The 392-nt window shown below is 57.4% G+C and carries 1 pseudogene; it reads left to right on the forward strand.

Annotated features, from left to right (window positions below):
* Positions 1-392 (forward strand): annotated as a pseudogene (locus tag AC27E8_RS06520) (hypothetical protein); the annotation flags it as partial.

Raw genomic sequence — 392 nt, forward strand, 5'->3', positions numbered from 1 at the left:
AGGCGGTTCGGTGACGGATCAGGGAGACACGCTCACAATCACGTATCAGGCGGAAGTCGTCAATGCAGATGGGCAGTTGTTGGCGACGAGCAATGAAATTACACCCACATGGGTGCCTCCGCAGAGCACGACACAGCCGAGTCCAACACCGACGCCCCAGCCGTCACCTTCGCCGACACCAACGCCGAATCCGAGCAGTGGTGTCACGTTGACGCTTGCAGCCAATCCTACGGAGTTGCCTGTGGGTCAGGCTACTACATTGACGGTCAACGTGACGAGCGGATGGCAAAACAACGGGAACATGTGGATCACCCTCGTGAACGAAACCACGGGGCAGACGGTGGGTCCAAGTGAGATCTTCACACCGAGTGCGTCGGAAACTTATACAAGCA

This window comes from Alicyclobacillus sp. CIJ1, from assembly GCF_057538885.1.